Origin of the sequence: Arenibaculum sp. (assembly GCF_035998295.1) — a bacterium.
Lineage (GTDB): Bacteria > Pseudomonadota > Alphaproteobacteria > Azospirillales > Azospirillaceae > DASYHS01.
The window spans coordinates 1-17,872 of the sequence record NZ_DASYHS010000207.1 but is presented as its reverse complement, the minus strand read 5'-3'; the positions used below and the strand labels follow the sequence as shown (position 1 = coordinate 17,872).

The 17,872-nt window shown below is 72.9% G+C and carries 17 protein-coding genes; 5 read left to right on the top strand and 12 right to left on the bottom strand.

Annotation, left to right across the window (positions count from 1 at the left end; translation table 11 throughout):
• Positions 1-61: 61 nt before the first annotated feature.
• From VGO20_RS20085 to VGO20_RS20060, 6 genes are all read right to left on the bottom strand, one after another.
• A complete protein-coding gene (locus tag VGO20_RS20085; RefSeq protein WP_327504161.1) occupies positions 62-511 on the bottom strand; it encodes a MaoC family dehydratase in 450 nt (149 codons plus the stop codon).
• A 122-nt stretch (positions 512-633) separates the two neighbouring features.
• Positions 634-1,386 (bottom strand): type I-E CRISPR-associated protein Cas6/Cse3/CasE, encoded by a 753-nt coding sequence (locus VGO20_RS20080; RefSeq protein ID WP_327504160.1) that lies wholly within the window; start codon positions 1,384-1,386, stop codon positions 634-636.
• A complete protein-coding gene (gene cas5e / locus VGO20_RS20075; protein WP_327504159.1) occupies positions 1,383-2,081 on the bottom strand; it encodes a type I-E CRISPR-associated protein Cas5/CasD in 699 nt (232 codons plus the stop codon). The genes VGO20_RS20080 and cas5e overlap by 4 nt, the downstream gene beginning before the upstream one ends.
• Entirely contained in the window at positions 2,078-3,364 is a 1,287-nt protein-coding gene (locus VGO20_RS20070) for a type I-E CRISPR-associated protein Cas7/Cse4/CasC (RefSeq protein WP_327504158.1), read from the bottom strand. The genes cas5e and VGO20_RS20070 overlap by 4 nt, the downstream gene beginning before the upstream one ends.
• Positions 3,365-3,397: 33 nt before the next feature.
• Positions 3,398-5,392 carry a hypothetical protein gene (locus VGO20_RS20065; RefSeq protein ID WP_327504157.1) on the bottom strand — a complete coding sequence of 665 codons (1,995 nt, stop codon included), beginning with the start codon at positions 5,390-5,392 and terminating at the stop codon, positions 3,398-3,400.
• Positions 5,393-5,880: 488 nt separating this feature from the next.
• The gene (locus tag VGO20_RS20060) at positions 5,881-6,054 is read right to left on the bottom strand and encodes a hypothetical protein (protein WP_327504156.1); all 174 of its coding nucleotides are present in this window, start codon (positions 6,052-6,054) and stop codon (positions 5,881-5,883) included.
• Positions 6,055-6,320: 266 nt separating this feature from the next.
• On the opposite strand from VGO20_RS20060, the gene VGO20_RS20055 reads away from it, so the two are divergent.
• The gene (locus VGO20_RS20055) at positions 6,321-7,124 is read left to right on the top strand and encodes an SDR family NAD(P)-dependent oxidoreductase (protein WP_327504155.1); all 804 of its coding nucleotides are present in this window, start codon (positions 6,321-6,323) and stop codon (positions 7,122-7,124) included.
• 9 nt (positions 7,125-7,133) lie between these two features.
• Here VGO20_RS20055 and ung read toward each other — a convergent pair whose 3' ends face one another.
• On the bottom strand, positions 7,134-7,820 hold the full coding sequence (gene ung, locus VGO20_RS20050; RefSeq protein WP_327504154.1) for a uracil-DNA glycosylase: 687 nt from the start codon (positions 7,818-7,820) through the stop codon (positions 7,134-7,136).
• A gap of 89 nt (positions 7,821-7,909) precedes the next feature.
• Between ung and VGO20_RS20045 the strand changes: the two genes are divergently transcribed.
• The gene (locus VGO20_RS20045; RefSeq protein ID WP_327504153.1) at positions 7,910-8,923 is read left to right on the top strand and encodes an alpha/beta hydrolase; all 1,014 of its coding nucleotides are present in this window, start codon (positions 7,910-7,912) and stop codon (positions 8,921-8,923) included.
• Position 8,924: 1 nt separating this feature from the next.
• Here VGO20_RS20045 and VGO20_RS20040 read toward each other — a convergent pair whose 3' ends face one another.
• From VGO20_RS20040 to pyrC, 4 genes are all read right to left on the bottom strand, one after another.
• Complete coding sequence (locus VGO20_RS20040; RefSeq protein WP_327504152.1) at positions 8,925-9,620, bottom strand: orotate phosphoribosyltransferase; 696 nt, start codon at positions 9,618-9,620, stop codon at positions 8,925-8,927.
• Between the two features lie 83 nt (positions 9,621-9,703).
• A complete protein-coding gene (locus tag VGO20_RS20035) occupies positions 9,704-10,066 on the bottom strand; it encodes a helix-turn-helix domain-containing protein (RefSeq protein ID WP_327504151.1) in 363 nt (120 codons plus the stop codon).
• Positions 10,038-10,343 carry a BrnT family toxin gene (locus VGO20_RS20030; RefSeq protein WP_327504150.1) on the bottom strand — a complete coding sequence of 102 codons (306 nt, stop codon included), beginning with the start codon at positions 10,341-10,343 and terminating at the stop codon, positions 10,038-10,040. The genes VGO20_RS20035 and VGO20_RS20030 overlap by 29 nt, the downstream gene beginning before the upstream one ends.
• Positions 10,344-10,406: 63 nt before the next feature.
• A complete protein-coding gene (gene pyrC, locus VGO20_RS20025; protein ID WP_327504149.1) occupies positions 10,407-11,468 on the bottom strand; it encodes a dihydroorotase in 1,062 nt (353 codons plus the stop codon).
• A gap of 159 nt (positions 11,469-11,627) precedes the next feature.
• On the opposite strand from pyrC, the gene hisS reads away from it, so the two are divergent.
• The 3 genes from hisS to VGO20_RS20010 all read left to right on the top strand — a co-directional run bounded on the left by hisS (position 11,628) and on the right by VGO20_RS20010 (position 17,297).
• Entirely contained in the window at positions 11,628-12,986 is a 1,359-nt protein-coding gene (gene hisS, locus VGO20_RS20020) for a histidine--tRNA ligase (RefSeq protein ID WP_327504148.1), read from the top strand.
• Position 12,987: 1 nt separating this feature from the next.
• A complete protein-coding gene (locus VGO20_RS20015) occupies positions 12,988-14,136 on the top strand; it encodes a DSD1 family PLP-dependent enzyme (RefSeq protein ID WP_327504147.1) in 1,149 nt (382 codons plus the stop codon).
• Between the two features lie 167 nt (positions 14,137-14,303).
• Entirely contained in the window at positions 14,304-17,297 is a 2,994-nt protein-coding gene (locus tag VGO20_RS20010; RefSeq protein WP_327504146.1) for a transglycosylase domain-containing protein, read from the top strand.
• 277 nt (positions 17,298-17,574) lie between these two features.
• On the opposite strand, the gene VGO20_RS20005 is transcribed toward VGO20_RS20010, so the two are convergent.
• Positions 17,575-17,736 (bottom strand): hypothetical protein, encoded by a 162-nt coding sequence (locus tag VGO20_RS20005; protein WP_327502590.1) that lies wholly within the window; start codon positions 17,734-17,736, stop codon positions 17,575-17,577.
• Positions 17,737-17,872: the final 136 nt, after the last annotated feature.

Sequence of the window (17,872 nt, the reverse complement as noted above, 5' to 3'; positions counted from 1 at the left end):
AACAGTTCCGGCCCGCCGTCCATCGGCACCGGGTGCGGGCCCGCAGGCGGGGAAGGGCTCGTCAGACGCGCGAGGGGACCATCACCAGGGCGTCGCCTTCGATCACGACGGTCTTGCCGACGGTGCAGACGGTCTGCATCACGGCGCGCCGCTTCTCCGGCATCAGCTCGGCGACCGTGACCCGGGCGACGACGGTGTCGCCGACGCGTACCGGCGCCTTGAAGCGCAGGTTCTGGGTCATGTAGATGCAGCCGGGCCCCGGCAGGCGGGTGCCCATCACGGTCGAGATGAAGCTGGCCGACAGCATGCCGTGGGCGATGCGGCCGCCGAACATCGTCCCGCGCGCGTAGTCCTCGTTCATGTGGACGGGGTTGGTGTCGCCCGACACCCCGGCGAACAGCACGATGTCGGCGTCGGTGATCGTCTTGGCGTAGGCCGCCGACATGCCGACCGACAGGTCCTCGATGAAGTAGCCGGCGAGGCCGTCGAGAGTCTTGCGCACGTCGTCCATCTATGCCCCGGCCCTGCCCGTATTGCGGCGCGATACTACCGATGCGGGCGCGCGGGAGTCAAATCGCGCCCCGGGGACGCTGACGGAAACGCCGGGGCGCGGCTGCGTCGCGGCCGTGCCGGTCAGGTCATGCCGCCCGACGGCCTCAACAGCAGCATGCCGAAGCCGAAGGCGCGGGCGCGGCCGATGCCCGACGCCATCCTCTCGCGCAGCAGCCCGGGGTCCGCGACCGTGCCCTCGAACTGCAGCAGTGCCGAGGGGAACCCGACCTGCCGCATCGGCCGGCCGGCCGCGTCCTTGCGCGCCATGCGGGCGATCGCGAACGCGCGCTGGGCGACGGGCCCGACGTCCATGGCGCCCGCCAGCGCCGCGCGCAGGTAGTCCGCATAGACCTCCTCGCGCGCGGGCGGCGGCCTGCCCTCGCGCCGCGCCCGCTCGACCTCGGCCAGATAGGCGTCCAGCTCGCGCCGGCGGCCGGCGGCGCCGTCAGCCGCCAGGTCGGTGCGCCGGGTCGGGCACAGCGAGACCCATCCCTGCACCCGCCGCCCCGCCGCAGGCACGGACAGCGGCGCGGTCATGATCGCGTCGGCCTCCACCGCGGCGCGCAGGCCGGGCAGCGCCAGCAGCGCCCGCTCGCGCAGGGCCTGGGCGTCGTGACGGGAATAGCCGACGACCAGGACCCGCCCGTCGTCCAGGCGCGTCTGCACGCGCCATGGCCGGGGCGCCGCCTCGGTACCGAACAGCTCCGTCAGCGCCGACTTGACGAGGAAGCCCTCGTCCCGGGCCCACGGCCCCTCGGCCGGCCAGATCTCCCGGAACCAGCGGACCGCCGCCGGCAGGCCGATCGGCACCTGCGCGACCTCGATCGCGGTCATGCCGCCCTCACGGTCCTGACCACCACCGGGTCGGCCCCGGCATGGACGTTGAGGTCCCACAGCCGGCGACCATGGACGCTGACCAGCCGGTCCTCCGGCTCCATGCCCGCCTCGTCGAGCGGCAGGTGCAATTCGCGCAGCCGGTCGCCGGCCGCGGCACGCAACGCGGCCTCGGCGGTCTCGGCCTCGACGATGCCCGGGCACAGCGGCCGCACCGGCGGACAGTTCGCCCGGCCGATGAAGAGCGGGCGCGCCGGCTCCGCGATGCGCTCGGCCATCTGCTCCAGGGTCCAGGGCGGGTCGCCGACGCACCACACCACCGTGTGGACGTCCGCGTCGGCGACGTAGGGCCGCCACTGGAGCTGCCTCTTCTCGGCGACGCCCTGGCCGGCGCGGGCGAAGGGCGGGCCGGACCTCGTCCACATCGGCCCGCGCATGTGCGGCTTGCCCAGGTCGGCGGTCTGGAAGTCGACGACGCGCGTGCCGTGGCGGACCACGCCGCTCGCGACCGCGATCGCGTCCTGCAGCCGCTGGAGCAGGTCCGTCTGCGCCCTCAGCACGCCGAAGGCGTTGGCAATCAGGCCGGCGACCATGGAGGCCGTCGGCACGGGATACGCGTCCGGCAGCGCGTCGATGCGGATGCCGCCGAAGCTCATCATCGGCGCGTCGAAATGAAGGTGCAGGAAGCGCCTCATGCCGCCCGCTCCGCCGAAGCGCCGGTGCGCGCCGGCCCCTGCGCCGCGACCGCCGCCTCGACCTCCGCCGCCAGCGCCTCGAAGGCGGGCAGCGGGCCGGCCGCCGAAGCCGTCAGGGTCCAACTCCTCTCCGGCGCGCCGGAGAGCGCGCCCATGCGGGCGCGGTAGTCGCCGAGCACGGCCACCGCCCGCTCGCTCAGGCTCAGCTCCGAGCGGGCAAGCGGCACGATCGCCTTCTGGAACGCCCCCATCAGGCTGCGCGGCTGGCGGCGCCCCATCTCCACCACCATCTCGTGCACCGTGCCGAAGGGGGCGGTCGAGCCGCGCTTGGACGCCGGCTCGACCGAATGGAACGCGCGGACCAGCCAGCCGACGATCCCCGCGCGCTGGCGTGCGTCGAGCCCGACGAGGTTGCGCGCCAGCCCGCCCAGGTCCACGACCGCGTAGGAATAGAACAGACCCGAGGTCAGCTCCGTCGTGTTGGTGTGCGACGCGCCCGCCTCGTCGTCGCGGTTCAGCATGTCCCGGACGGAGAAGTAGTCGGGCTGGCTCTGGATGCCGTGGACCGTCAGCGCATGGGCGACGGCGACGCAGCCCTCGACGTTGGAGACCATCTCGTTGGTCGCCATGCGGCCGAAGAGCGCCCCGTCCAGCCCGCAATGCCGGCGCATCGCGCGCATCCGCTCGACCGCATCCTGGACGGCCTGGGGCAGCTTGCGCAGCCCGCGCTCCTTCAAGAGCAGGTCGGCGAACAGCTTGGGGTCGACCCGGTGCCGGGCCAGCTCGGCCGTGGTCGCGGCGATCGCGTCGATCTCCGCCTCGCCGAGCACGATCGGCTGCCGCAGGCGTCCGGGCTCCGCCGGCTCGGCCCCGGCCACCGCACCCTCGTCGGCATCCAGGTCGCCGTCCTCGTCCTCGGCGCCCTTGGCGCTGCGGGCGAACAGGCCGGCCACGGCATCGACATAGGCGCCGGCGAGCGTCCGGTCGCCGATCCGCTCGGCGACGCGCGGCAGCACGAGGCGCGGGAAGATCAGGCGGGAACGCCACGAGATGCCCAGGCCGAGATCGGCGCCCAGGCGCGGCAGCGTGTCCTCGGCCAGCGACCCGTCCGGCCCGGTGCGGAACAGGACGGCGTCCGGCGAGCGCAGCGCCGCCTTGATGCATTGGGAGGAGATGCGCTGGCGCAGCGCGTCGCCGTAGGGCATGCGCTTGGCCAGCCCGGACAGGTCGCGGTTCGGAAGGGCGGCGCTGTAGTCCTTGAGCACGTGGATCTGGACGAACATGCGATGAAGGCTCCTGGATCTACACGGTATGGGTCAGGCGGCGGACGGCATGGCCGGGCGGCCGGCGTCGCGCAGGGCTCCGGCGGCGGCGAGCGCCAGCCGGGCGCGGGCCCGGCGTTCGCCTTCCCGGTCGCCTGAAGCGTCGGCGGCCAGGAGGGCGAACGCGTTCCCCCAGTCGACGGCCGGCGTTCCGGCGGCGGCGAGGAAGCGCCACGCCTGCGCGAAGGCGGCGAGCAGAAGAGGGCCGCGCGCCTCCAGCAGGCCGGAGAGGCGGGCCGTGCCGAACCCGGCTTCGGCCAGCGCCCGTCCGGCGCAGCGCGCGCCGGGGCGGTGCGGCACGGCCGCGAAGGCGGACAGGACGGCGCGCCAGGCCGGCTGCAGCGCCTCCGCCTCCGCCCATCCCGAAGGGACCGCCGGACCGGCGAGCAGGGACCAATAGGCGAGCGGCGGACGGTCCGGGTCCATGCCGCGCAGGTCCGGGTCCCGGCGCATGGCCTCGCCGAGCGCGTCGGCCACGCGGGCCGCCGCCCCGTCCCCCGCGCCATCGGCCGAGGGGAGATCGGCATCGAGGTCGAGGGCGGAGCCCAGCAGCGCCGCGAGGTCGAGCCGGGCGCGCGCGAGCGCGAGCTGGGCGTCCGGCCGGGCCGGGTCGCCGCCCGCGATCTCCTCGTCGAAACCGGACCATGCGGCGGCGGCAAGGTCCCGCTTCAGCTCCGGGACCAGGGACGCCTCCGGGTCGGGATCGGCCGCCGCCTCGAACACCCATTCGAGGCTGCGCCGCGTCACCGCGTCCTCGAACCGGCGCACCGCGGCGTCGATCCGCCGGCCGACGACGCCGCCGCTTTCCAGCGGCCGGAGCCGGTCCTGGGCACGGGGCTGCAGCAACCGGCGCAAGGCCGGCCGCAACGCGCCGCGGGCGACCTGCCCCACCAGCCGCAGCGCCAGCCGCGACGCCTCGCCCGCAGCACCGGGCGGCCCGACGGGCGTCGGCACGCGGATCGAAAGATCCAGCACGCCCCGCGTCTTGCCGGTCTCGAACGCGACGGCGCCGATCCGCAGCGCCCGCGTTCCCGGCGGCGGCGCGAGCGCGATCGGCGCCGGATCGACGTCCTCGCGCCCGAACAGGACCGCATGGAGGAAACGGTGGTCGGGCCGGCGCATCACCAGCCGGAACGGCTTGCTGCCGCGCTGCATCGGCACGCCCGGATCGGCGAGCATCGCGGCCAGTTCCGGCGCCACCATACGGCGCATGGTCGGGAACTGGTGCGCGACCGGCCGCCCGTCCGGGCCGGGCGCCAGCCGGATCGGGCGTGCGACGTCGAGGAAGGGCCACGCGACCTCGCCCGGCCCGAGCGGGGCCGCCCCCGGCGCCAGCGACAACGGCCGCAGCCACAGCACGTGGTCCGACAGGTGCCGGGACCGGGCCCAGGGCGCATCCGCGGGCAGGCCCGCGGCATCGTAGGCGTCCGCCAGCGCCCGGACGCCGAAGGCCAGGCCGCCCGTCGCGTCCACGGGCACGACGACCGGCACTCCCCAGCGCAGGCTGTCGGGGTTGTCCTTCACGAAGATCTTCTGTCCACCCGACAGCAGGGCGAAGACGACGTCCTCGGGCGCGGCCACGCGGTCGACCGGCCCCTTGGCCTCGTGGCCGACGCCGGTGAACAGCGTGTCGACGAGGCCGAGCGGCTTTTCCATCCACGATCCGCGCTCGGCGCCCGACACCACCGGCTGCGCGAAGCCGGGCTCGTCCTCCTCCGGGATCAGCGCGCCGGCGCCGAGCGCGCCCTCGCGCCTCAGCGCCGCGAGGGCGGCCGGGACGGTCAGCGGCCGCACGCCCGAGAAGCGCCGGAGCAGATGCAGCCACACCGCCAGCTCCAGCACGACCCGCGGGCGCTGGTGCGCCTGGAGGCGGACCAGGTCGTGGAGCGACCCGTCCTCCGCCGCCGCGAGCAGGCCGGCCCAGGACAGCCTGGATATCGTCCCGCCGGGCGTCCGGACGCTGAACAGGGGGTCGGCGAAAACATTCATTCGGATGTCCCGATGCACGAGACCTCCGTGACCTTTTTATGAAACCGGGCTCGTGTCAAATTCATTTCCGATGTAACGACGGAATGCGACCGCATGCTAGACGAAAACGAACCGGTTTCCTAGCATTCACCCGCGTTCCGCCGCATCCGCCGCCGGCCGCCCGCTACCGGGACCTGCGCACGCGGGAGCTTGCATCCGCAGGTGTTCGCGCGGGGCGGGGCCGACTCGGATGCCAAACGCGCTTCGGGAGGGTGGATTTGACATTCGCCGCCATTCGCGGCTTCGACATTCACCGCCATTCGCGGCTTTGACATTTGCCGCGATCCGCGGCATAGCTGGCCGGTCGCCCCGCATGCGCGGGGATGGCCCTAGTGACGCACGTTGCGTATCAGCTTCCCCCGGCAACGGGGATGTCCATCCCCATCATGAGAAAAGGGGCTTCCCGCGACCGGGAAGCCCCTTTCCTTCTCCCCCGAGGGAGCTTCGTCTCAGGTCCCCTGGCCGACCGTCGCGACCGGAGCGGGCGCCTGCACGGTCTGCTGCGTCGGGGCGGGCTTCGGCGCCTCGGCGACCCTGGCGTGTCCGGCGCAGTCCGCGAGCGCCGTCCCCGCGGCGAGCGAGAGCGGGAGGGCAAAGGCGGCGGCGAGTGCGAGCTTGTGCATGGCGGCAACTCCATCCGGGTTTCGACCAGGGCCAGGATCGCGCGCGCAGCCGGCACCGTCAACGCCGCTCAGGGCCGGCCGGCGCCGCCCGGCCCGCAAAAAAGGCCGGATGCCTCGCCGTACGGACGATCGACGCCCCTTGCCGCCGCCCCTACCGTCTCTATCGTCAAGGGGGCTGCCGCCCTGTCGTCATGGGGCTGCCGCCCCGGCCGAACATGGGGCTGCCGCCCCGGCCGACATGGGGGCCACATGCAGGAGGACCGCCGATGCAGTACCGATCCGCACTCGTCACGGGTGCCACGAAGGGCATAGGGGCCGCCTTCGCCCGCGCCCTGCCCCGCTCCACGGGGCTGCTGCTGGTCGCCCGCCACGAGGACGCGCTCGCCGCGATGCGCGACGAGGCGAGCTGGCCGGGCCGCGAGGTCGAGACGCTCGCGGCCGACCTGACGACCGGCGAGGGCCGGCAGGCCGTGGCCGCGGCTGCGGAACGGCTCGGCGTGGACCTGCTGGTCAACAACGCCGGCACGGGGCCGTTCGGCCGTGTCGTCGACAACCCGGCCGCGGCCGAGGAGGCGACGGTGGAGCTGAACGCCGTCGCGGTCGCCGTGCTGACGAGAGCGCTGCTGCCGGGCATGATCGGCCGGGCGCGGGCCGAGGGACGGCGCTGCGGCCTGGTCCTCGTCTCCAGCACGGTCGCGTTCCAGCCGGTGCCGCTGCTGGCCACCTACGCCGCGACCAAGAGCTTCGTGCTCGCCTATGGCGAGGCGCTGGCGGTCGAGCTGGAGGGCGAGCCGGTGGATGTGCAGGTGCTGTGCCCGGGACCGACCCGCACCGATTTCGGCCGGCGCTCCGGCTTCCGCGCCGGCCGGCTGCCCGGCGCGGAAGACCCGCTGGCGGTCGCGCGCGGCTCGCTCGCGGCGCTGGGCCGCAGCCGGGTCCACGTCCGCGGCATGGGGACGCGCGCCGCCCTCGCCCCCCTGCTCGCCGGGCGGCGGCTCGCCACCGGCGGGCTCGGCGTCCTGATGGAGATCGCAAGGCGTTCCCGCCGGCTGCAAGGCGGGGACGAGTAGGAGCGGGGGTCAGTCCAGGCGCCAGTCGATGGGCGCCTGCCCGCGGCGCTCCAGGAAGGCGTTCACCTTCGAGAAGGGGCGCGAGCCGAGGAAGCCCCGGCTCGCCGACAGCGGCGAGGGATGGGCGCTGGACACGATCTCGTGCCGGCCGCCGTCGACGAGGTCGGCCTTGCGGCGCGCGGGCAGCCCCCAGGCGACAAAGGCGACGGCGTCGCGGCGGTCGCTGACGGCCCGGATCACCGCGTCGGTCAGGCGCTCCCAGCCGCGCCCCCGATGCGAGCCCGCCTGCCCCTCCTCGACGGTCAGCACGGTGTTGAGCAGCAGCACGCCCCGCTCGGCCCAGCGCACGAGGCTGCCGTGCCCCGGCGGCGCGATGCCGAGGTCGGCGCGCAGCTCCTTGAAGACGTTGCGCAGGCTCGGCGGCGGCCGCGTGCCCGGCCGCACCGAGAAGGCGAGCCCGTGCGCCTGGCCGGAGCCGTGATAGGGGTCCTGGCCGATGACGACCGCCCGCACCGCCGACAGCGGCGTCAGCTCCAGCGCCGCGTAGACCAGGGCCGGCTCGGGGAAGATCCGCTTGCCGGCCGCCGCCTCGCCATCGAGGAACGCGGCGAGCGCCCGCATGTAGGGCTGGTCGAACTCGCCGCCGACCGCCGCCTCCCAGCTCGGGTCGAGCCGGGGCCGCGCTGCATAGCTCATGGATCGATCTTCCGCTCCGGTTGGGAGGCTCAACGATACAGGCACGCGCCGGCTTGCCAAGCCCCACCCTTCCGTGGTCCCTCCCCCTCATGGACCGCAGAGACCCGGACCCCAGAGACCCGACAGCGGAAGGCATCACCGCCGCCGACCTGCCGCTGCCGCCGCGCCTGGGCGAGCCGCCGCCGCTTTTCGCCCGCCTCGACCTGCCGGACGGCGGCTGGATCCGGCACGCGCGATGGCCGGCCCCGGACGCCTGCCGGGGCACGGTCGTGCTGCTGCACGGCCGCTCGGAGTTCCTGGAGAAATACGACGGCGTCGCGCGGGCGTGGCGGGAGCGCGGCTTCCAGGCGATCGGGATGGACTGGCGCGGCCAGGGACGATCGAGCCGCCTGCTGTCGGAGGACCCGCCGCTGCGCCAGCGCGGCCACGTCTGCGACTACGGCCTCTGGCTCGACGACCTGGCCCGGTTCCTGGAGGCGGTCGCGGTGCCGGAGGCGGGCCGTCCGCTGGTCGCCTGCGCCCATTCGCAGGGCGCCCACCTGTTGCTGCGCCATCTGGCCCGGTCTCCCCGCGGTTTCGACGCCGTGGTGCTCTCGGCGCCGATGACCGACATCTACACCCAACCGGGATGGGTTCCGCGGCCGGTCGCCCGGGCGCTCGCGCGCGCCGGCGTCCGCCTCGGCCTGGGTGCCCGCTACCTGCCGGGCCAGGGCGACTACGACCCCGCCCGCCATAGCTTCGCGGCCAACCCGGTGACCAGCGACCCCGCTTCGTGGGCCGTCCATCACCAGTGGTTCCGGCACGACCCCGCGCTCGTCGTCGGAGGCGTCACCCATGGCTGGCTGGACGCGACCTACCGCTCTCTCGCCGAGCTCGCCCGCCCCGAGGCCGCGGTGGGGGTCGAGACGCCGATGCTGGCCCTCGTCCCCGGGTGCGACGTGGTCGTGCCGCCGGACAGCCAGCGGGCGGCGTGCGCCCGGTACCGGCACTGCCGGGTGCACGTGCTGGCTGACGCGATGCACGAGGTGCTGATGGAGCGCGCGGAGATCCGCGCCGCCGCCTGGGCCGAGGTCGACCGCTTCCTCGCCGACGCGCTGGAGTAGCTCACCCCAGCTCGGACTTGCCGCCGTGGGTGCGCGACCAGTCGACCGGGGCGTGCAGGAACTTCTCGACCTCGTCGATCGTCGCGGGGTCGAAATAGCCGTGCTGCTTGGAGACGCGCAGCACGTCCCACCAGGTGCACAGCGCGTGCAGGCGGACGCCGATCTCGCGCATCGTCTCGACGCTCTGCGGGAAGATGCCGTAGTGGAACACGACGAAGGTGTCCGCCACCTCGGCCCCCGCGTTGCGGAGCGCGTTGACGAAGTTGACCTTGCTCTTGCCGTCGGTGGTCAGGTCCTCGACCAGCAGGGTGCGCTGGCCCTCCTCCAGGTCGCCCTCGATCTGGGCGTTGCGGCCGAACCCCTTGGGCTTCTTGCGCACGTACTGCATCGGCAGGCCGAGCCGGTCGGCGATCCAGGCCGCGAAGGGGATGCCAGCGGTCTCGCCGCCCGCGACGGCGTCCAGGCTCTCGAAGCCGACCTCGCGCAGGATGGTCGAGGCCGCGAAGTCGGTGACGGCGGCGCGCGCGCGCGGGAAGGAGATGATCTTGCGGCAGTCGATGTAGACCGGGCTCGCCCAGCCGGAGGTGAAGATGTACGGCGTCTCGCGGTTGAAATGCACCGCCTTGATCTCGATCAGCATGCGGGCCGTGAGGGTCGCGACCAGGTCGGGATCGGGCTGGGCGGCAAGCGGGGTCATGGCTGGGGCTCCTGGGTGTGAATTGGCGCCTTTCTAGGCTGCGGGTGCGCCGTGGGCAACCCAGATCGCCCGAGCGCGCCGGGTCACGACGCCAGCGCTTTTGCAACCGCCTCCGGGTCGCGCCGGATCACGCGGAGATAGTTGCGGCTGACGGTATCCGGCACGCGCCGCGCCTGTTCCCAATCCTGCAGCGTCGCCATCGGTATGCCGTAGCGCCGCGAAAACTGCGCCTGGCTCAGCCCGAGCGAGCGCCGCAGCTCGCGCAGGTCGGCCGGTCGGAAGACGTCGGCGAGTTGCGCCTCGCTCAGAGGCGGGTTGTCCGGATCGGCCGCGGCGGCGGCTTCGACCTCGTCGTCGGACATGGCACGCACGCGGTCCCAATCCGTGCGGGATTCGGGCTTGCGGTCCCTCTTGGGATCATAGCGAACGATACGCTCTTCGCTCACGGCGGCTCGCCCTCCTGGCGGAAATGATGCGGCACACGTCGCCCCGCATCGTGTAGACGACGGACAGGACAACGCCTTCGACCATCCCGATCGCTCGACAGCGAGGCTCGGGGAATCGACCGTCGACCTCAACGAACAGGCGGCCATCCTCGAAGACGTCGACGACGTCGACGAAGTCGATCGCGTGCTTCTCGATGTTCGCGACCGCCTTGTTGCCGTCCCATTCGAATTCCATCGACCAGCCTACACCCGCCGCCGCCCAAAAGGCCAGCCGCAACTATCCGGCATTGCCGGACAACCTCCCCCACGCCGTGCCGGCGAGGCACTCTCACGCGTGAGTTCAGCCCGCGAGGCGCCAGGGCAGACGCTCGCCGGCGCGGAACGGCAGCACCGCCTCGCCGCCGGGGACCTCGACCAGGTCGGGAACCGGGGCCGGCTCGCGGACCAGCTCGATCGTGTCCTCGTTCGGCGGCAGGCCGTAGAAGCGCGGGCCGTTCAGGCTGGCGAACGCCTCCAGCCGGTCGAGCGCGCCGGCCTCGTCGAAGGCCTGGGCGTACAGCTCGATGGCGGTGGCGGCGGTGAAGATGCCGGCGCAGCCGCAGGCCGTCTCCTTGGCCGCGACCGGGTGCGGGGCGCTGTCGGTGCCGAGGAAGAAGGCCGCCTCGCCCGAGGCGGCGGCGCGCAGCAGCGCGAGGCGGTGCCGCTCGCGCTTGGCGATCGGCAGGCAGTAGAGATGCGGGCGGATGCCGCCCTGGAACATGTGGGTGCGGTTGATCAGCAGGTGATGCGCGGTGATCGTCGCGCCGAGCCGGCCGGTGCCGGCGTTCGCGCGCACGAAGGCGACCGCGTCCTCGGTCGTGACGTGCTCGAGCACGACGCGCAGGCCCGGCATGTCGCGCAGCAGCGGCGCCAGCACGCGGTCGATGAACACGGCCTCGCGGTCGAAGACGTCGACCTCGGCGTCCGTCACCTCGCCATGGACCAGCAGCGGCATGCCGATCTCCTGCATGCGCTCCAGCACCGGGCGGATCCGCGCCACGTCGGTGACGCCGTGGGCGCTGTTGGTCGTCGCGTTCGCGGGATAGAGCTTGGCCGCCGCGAAGACGCCCTCGGCGAAGCCGCGCGCGACCTCGGCCGGGTCGGTGCCGTCGGTCAGGTAGCAGGTCATCAGCGGCGTGAAGCCGGCGCCTTCGGGCAAGGCCTCCAGGATCTCGTCGCGGTAGGCCTGCGCCCGCGCGACCGTCGTCACCGGCGGCTTCAGGTTCGGCATCACGATCGCGCGGCCGAACTGGCGCGCGGTGAAAGGCAGCACCGCGCGGAGCATCGCCCCCTCGCGCAGATGCAGGTGCCAGTCGTCGGGGCGGCGCAGGATCAGGCGGTCGGTCTCTCGGCCGGCGGGCATGATGGGCATCCCAGGTTTCGAATCCCCGCCTTTTAGGGGCTTTGCCCCCCGCGCTCAACATCCGCGAGGGTGCTTTCGTCGCTTCCGGCGTGGCGTCCGGCCGGCAAAGCCGCTAAAACTGCCGCCCGACCCGTCGTTTCCCGTGGAAGTCCGCGCAAGATGAGCCTGATCCAACCGAGGACGCCGTCCGGCGTCATGGAGCTGCTGCCCGGCGAGCAGATCGCGTTCCAGTCCTTCCTGGACACCATCCGGCGCGGCTACGAGCGGTTCGGCTTCCTGCCGGTCGAGACCCCGGTGTTCGAGCTGACCGACGTGCTGCTGACCAAGAGCGGCGGCGAGACCGAGAAGCAGGTCTACTTCGTCCAGTCCACCGGCGCGCGCCAGCAGGGCCGCGACCCCGAGATGGCGCTGCGCTTCGACCTGACGGTGCCGCTGGCGCGCTACGTCGCCGAGCACGAGCACGACCTGGCCTTCCCGTTCCGCCGCTACCAGATGCAGCGCGTCTACCGCGGGGAGCGCGCCCAGAAGGGCCGCTTCCGCGAGTTCTACCAGTGCGACATCGACGTGATCGGCAAGGACGCCCTGCCGCTCGCCTTCGACGCCGAGATCCCGGCCGTGATCCACCAGGTCTTCAGCGACCTGAAGGTCGGCGGCTTCACGATCAACTTCAACAACCGCAAGATCCTCGCCGGCCTGCTGGCCGGGCTCGGCATCGGCGAGCCCGGGCGCCAGGCGCTGGTCCTGCGCGAGATCGACCGGCTCGACAAGGTCGGCCGGGACAAGGTGCTGGAGAGCCTGACCGGCGGCGAGCTGGCGCTGGCAGCCGATACGGCCGCGCGCATCCTCGACCTGATCGGCCTGTCGGGCAGCAATGCCGACGTCGTCGCGGCGCTGCGCGGGATGGACATCGCGGACGAGACGTTCCGCGCCGGCCTGTCGGAGCTGGAGACGGTGCTCGACGGGCTGGCGGCGCTGCGCGTGCCGGAGCGGCACTACCGGGTCAACCTCGCCATCGCCCGCGGGCTCGACTACTACACCGGCACGGTCTACGAGACCTTCCTCGACGACCATCCCGGGATCGGCAGCGTCTGCTCGGGCGGGCGGTACGAGAACCTCGCCAGCAACTACACGCGCTCGCGGCTGCCCGGCGTCGGCATCTCGATCGGGGCGACGCGGCTGTTCTACCAGCTCCGCGAGGCGGGGGTGATCGCCGCCCATGCCAGCACCGCGGCGGCGCTCGTGGCGCTGATGGACCCGGCGCTGGCCGCCGAGAGCTACAGCCTCGCGGCCGAGCTGCGGGCCGCCGGCATCAACACCGAGCTGACCCTGGAACCGGCGAAGATCGCGAAGCAGCTGAAATACGCCGACCGCGTCGGCATCCGCTTCGCCGTCCTGATCGGCGCGGACGAGGCGGCGCGCGGCACCGCGACCGTCAAGGACCTGACGCGCGGCACCCAGGTCGAACTGCCCCGGGCCGAGGTCGCCGGCCACCTGCGCGATGCGGCGGGAACGGCCTGAGGTGGCGCCCGAACGGCTGCCGGAGCCGCTGCTGGAGCCGTTGCTGGAACTGCCGCTGGACACCCCGGCCCTCGTGCTCGACCTCGACGCGATGGACGGGAACCGGGCCGTCCTCGCCGCGTCGGCCCGCCAAGCCGGGATCGGCCTGCGGCCCCACGCCAAGACGCACAAATCCGCGGCGCTGGCCCGGCTGCAGATGGCCGACGGCGCGGTCGGCCTGTGCTGCGCCAAGCTGGGCGAGGCGGAGGTGCTGGCCGATGCGGGGATCGGGGATTTGCTGGTCACCTCGCCCCTCGCCGGCGCGCGCAAGCTCGCCCGGCTGGCGGCACTCCACGCGCGCCGCCCCGGCCTGACCGTCGTCGTCGACAGCCCGGAGCAGGCCGACGCCCTGGCGGCCGCGCTCGCCGGCGGGCGCGAGCCGCTCGCCGTGCTGATCGACGTCGACGTCCATCCCGTCCGGGGACGCACCGGCGTGACCGGCATCCCGATGGCGCTGGAGACGGCGCGCCGCGTCCGGGCCGCGGCCTCGGCGCTGTCGCTGCGGGGCGTCCAGGGCTATGCCGGTCACGTCCAGCACATCCCGGGCTTCGCGGAGCGCCGGCAGGGCGCGGCCGACGCCGCCTCGGTGCTGCGCGCGACCCGCGACGCGCTGGCGGCGCAGGGGCATCCCTGCCCGATCGTCACCGGCGGCGGGACCGGAACCTTCGCGATCGACCCTCGGTTCGGGCTCTACACCGACCTGCAGCCGGGCTCCTACCTGTTCAGCGACGTCGAGTACGACGCGGTCGACCTCACGGGGGACGGGCGGCGACCCTTCCGCAACGCCCTGTTCGTGCTGGCGCAGGTGGTGAGCGCCAACCATCCCGGCATCGCGACGGTCGATGCCGGCTCGAAGACCTTCCCGCTCGACGGCCCGATGCCCTTGGTCGCGGCCGGCGCCCCGCCCGGCGCCGTCTACGAGCCGGCGGGCGACGAATTCGGCCGAGTCGTGCTGCCGGACGGCGCCGCCGCCCCGCGGACGGGCGAGCGCATCCTCTTCGTCGTGCCGCATTGCGACCCGACGATCAACCTGCACGACGCCTTCCACTGCACCCGCGGCGGCATGCTCGCCGGCAGCATGCCGATAGAGGCGCGCGGCCGCGCCGATTGAAGGTCTCCCCCGGCAACCGTTCCGGGCGGGAAGCCGCTCCGGCCCGTGTCATCCTGCGATTGTCGCGGCCGTCCCGATACGCGTTGTTAACCAATCCTGCCTAAACTCGACGGTCGCTGGTCCGCGGCAAGGAAAGCCGCGCCCGTCATGAGGAAGGCACGGCTTCGATGCGGCTGTCGATCTGGGAGCGTTTGCTGATCGGCGGGGTAATGCTCGGTGCGCTGGCCGGCGTGGCCTGGCTCGCATCGGCCGAGATCCGCAGCTCCTGGCTGCAGGCCGGCCTGCTGTCGAAATTCGCGCGCGAGCTGACCTACGAGGTGGAGCCGGGGCCGAGCCCGAGCATCGCCTTCCCCGTCCAGGGCCCCTACAACGACCGGCTCGGCTACACCCGCGTGCCCGGCTACGCCGACCGCCTGATGGCCGGCGGCTACGCCGTCGAGCGGCAGGCCCGGATGTCGGAGCGGCTGGTGGACTTCGTTCATCGCGGCGGCTTCGCGGTTTTCCACGAGAAGACCCATGCCGGCCTGACGCTGCAGGACCGCGGCGGCCGCACCATCTATTCGGCCCGGTTCCCCGAGCGCGTGTTCGAAAGCTTCGAGTCGATCCCCGGCCTGGTCGTGGGCACGCTGCTGTTCATCGAGAACCGCGAACTGCTGAGCGCGCCGTCCCCGACCCACAACCCCGCGGTCGAATGGGACCGGTTCGTCTACGCCGCCCTCGGGCTGCCGGCGCAGTGGCTCAATCCCGGAATGCGCATCCCGGGCGGCAGCACGCTGGCGACGCAGATCGAGAAATACCGCCACTCCCCCGAAGGCCAGACGACGGACGCGTCGGAGAAGCTGCGCCAGATGGCCTCGGCCAGCGTACGGGCGTATCTGGACGGGCAGGACACCACCTATGCCCGCCGCCGCATCGTCGTCGACTATCTCAACTCCACGCCGCTCACGGCGCGGCCGGGCTTCGGCGAGGTCAACGGCCTGGGCGACGGGCTGTGGGCGTGGTTCGGCACCGAGCTCGACCACGCGTCCCGCGTCCTGTCCGCGCCGGCCAATGACCCGGGCGCGCTGGCCGAGAAGGCCCGCGTCTACAAGCAGGTGCTCGGCCTGCTGCTCGCCCAGCGGCGGCCGAGCCATTACCTGATCGCCGACCGGGCGGCGCTCGACCAGCTCGCCAACAGCCATCTGCGGCTGCTCGCCCGGCAAGGCGTCATCGACGAGGACCTGCGCGACGCGGCACTGGCGACGCGTCTCGTCTTCCGGACCGACACGCCGCGCCCGCCCGGCGTCTCCTTCATCGAGCAGAAGGCGGCGAACGCGATCCGCACCCGCCTGCTCCGCCTGATGGGCGTGCCGAGCCTGTACGAGCTGGACCGCCTGGACCTCAGCGCGGAGACGACCCTGGACGCGCCGATGCAGGACCAGGTCGTACGCGTGCTGGAGCGGCTCGGCGAGCCGGGCTTCGTCGAGGAGTTCGGGCTGATCGGCTTTCGCCTGCTCGACACCGGCGGGGCGGCGGCGGACAAGGTGATCTACAGCGTCGTGCTGTACGAGCGCGGCAAGGACGCAAACTACGTGCGGGTCCAGGCCGACAACCTCGACCAGCCGCTCGACATCAACGAGGGGGCGAAGCTCGACCTGGGCTCGACGGCCAAGCTCAGGACCATGATCACCTATCTCGAGATCGTCGAGGAGCTGCACCGACGCTACGGCCACCTGCCGCGCGCCGAGCTCCGGGCGGTGGCATCGGAGGGCGACGATCCGCTGACGCGCTGGGTCGCGGGCCAGCTCGCGGCGGCGAACGACCGGTCGGTGACGGCACTCCTGGACGCGGCGATGCAGCGGCGCTATTCCGCGAGCCCGGGCGAGCGGTTCTTCACCGGCGGCGGCGTCCACACCTTCCAGAACTTCGACGGCAAGGACAACGGCTCCGTCCCGACCGTCGCCGAGGCGATCCGGCACAGCATCAACCTGCCCTTCATCCGGATGATGCGCGACATCGTCCAGTACTACGTCGCCGAAGGCCGGGGGGACGGCAGCAATCCCCTGACCGACGCCAACAACCCCGCGCGCCAGGACTACCTGATGCGCTTCGCCGACCAGGAAGGCACGGTCTTCCTGAACCGCTTCATGACCGACTACCGGGGCAAGACGCCGGACGAGGCGCTGGCGCTGCTGGCGAGCCGGGTCCGGGCGGCGCCGCCCCGCCTCGCCGTCACCTTCCGCTCGGTCCGCCCCGAGGCATCCTTCGCGGACTTCGCGGCCTTCATGCGCGCCAGGCTGCCCAATGCCGGCCTGAGCGACCGCGAGCTCGATCGCCTGTACGAGAGATACGCGCCGGGCAAATTCAACCTCGCGGACCGGGGCTACGTCGCCCGGCGCCACCCGCTGGAGCTGTGGCTGGTCAACTATCTCCAGACGCGCCCCGACGCGCCGCGCGCGGAGATCGTGGCCGCCTCCGCCCAGGAGCGCCAGGACACCTACGCCTGGCTGTTCAAGACCAGCCGCAAGCACGCCCAGGACTCGCGCATCCGCATCCTGCTGGAGGCCGACGCGTTCAAGCGCATCCATGCGGCCTGGGCACGCCTCGGCTATCCGTTCGGCAGCCTGGTCCCGTCCTACGCCACGTCGATCGGCAGCTCGGCTGACCGTCCGGGCGCGCTGGCCGACCTGATGGGGATCATCCTCAACGACGGCGTCAGGCTGCCGACCCTGCGGGTCGAGCGACTGCGCATGGCCGCCGGCACGCCCTACGAGACGGTGATGGGCTTCTCGCCCGGGCCGGGCGAGCGCGTGCTGTCGCCCGAACTGTGCGCGACCGTGCGGCGCGCCCTCGTCGACGTCGCCGAGAACGGCACCGCCCGCCGCCTCAAGGGCGCGTTCACCACCGGCTCGGGCGAGATCCTCCCCGTCGGCGGCAAGACCGGCACGGGCGACCACCGTTACGGCGACCGGGTCGTCGCCCGCACCGCGACCTTCGTCTTCTTCATCGGAGACAGGTTCTTCGGGACGATCACGGCCCATGTCCGCGGGCCGGAAGCGGCGCGCTACCGCTTCACCAGCGCCCTGCCCGCGCAGCTGCTGAAGGGGCTCGCGCCGACGCTCCAGCCCTTGATCGAAGGGCCGCCCCAGACGGTCGAGACGCCGATGCAGCCGCCGGCCTGACCGGTGCCGGGGCCGGCTCCGGGGGGAGAGGCATGCGAACGTCCAGGAAATCGCCGGTCCCGCAGGCGGTCGCCAACCGGGCGATGATGCGCTCGATCGCGACCCGCCGCGGGCCCGGCGTATCCGGAATCAGGCTCTTCAGCTCGGCGATGGCACGTTCGGCGGCAGTCACGGCTCGTTCCAGGTATGCGGTCCAGGACACGCGCGTCCTCCGCACCCTTGGAACATTTTAACGATATTCGCGCAAATGCCCCTCGGGAGTACCACTGTCGGCAGTTCAGCCTTTCGGGTGGCCCGGAGCCCTGCCGCCCTCCGAGCGCCCTTCGTCGTAGGGGGGCTGGTTCTGCTTCGGCGCGTTGGGCGGGTTCTCGTTCGGCCGTCCCGACTTCCCGGGGCCGCCGGACTCGTGCGTTTCGCGGTCGCGTTCCTTTTCGGACATGGCAGGCTCCTCAGCCGAGCTTGAGTTCGTAGAGACCCTTCATCAGGTAACTGTGCAGCGGCGCCTTCTCGGCGACGTACTCGATGTCGCCGTCGGGCACCGCGCGGGCGGCGGCGATGGCGTCGTCCCAACGCTC